Origin of the sequence: Rothia sp. HMSC036D11 (assembly GCF_001814205.1) — a bacterium.
Classification (GTDB): Bacteria; Actinomycetota; Actinomycetes; order Actinomycetales; family Micrococcaceae; genus Rothia; species Rothia dentocariosa.
This window is the reverse complement of record NZ_KV815293.1, coordinates 1-222: the sequence shown is the minus strand read 5'-3', so window position 1 is coordinate 222 and position 222 is coordinate 1. Positions and strand designations below refer to the sequence as shown.

Here is a 222-nt window from a genome sequence, read left to right as displayed (position 1 = left end):
TTTGCTGGATATAAAACGCATGACAATGATTCACCAGAGAAAATACTAAAGGACCTGCCAGAACGGTTGTGATGATATAGAACGTTATATCAAAACCTTTTATTACCGAGTGATAGGTAGGTATGGTATATATTCCTATCAAACATGCATAGCTAATCATGAAAGCAAGCTTAGGTCGGTGTTGTTTGACCCCGAGCACGGGCTGACCCATCGTACGTTTCA

At 40.5% G+C, this 222-nt stretch carries 1 pseudogene; it reads right to left on the bottom strand.

Features of this window, described 5'->3' with window-relative positions:
- Positions 1-211, bottom strand: a pseudogene (locus HMPREF2958_RS11065) (hypothetical protein); the annotation flags it as partial.
- Between the last annotated feature and the right edge of the window lie 11 nt (positions 212-222).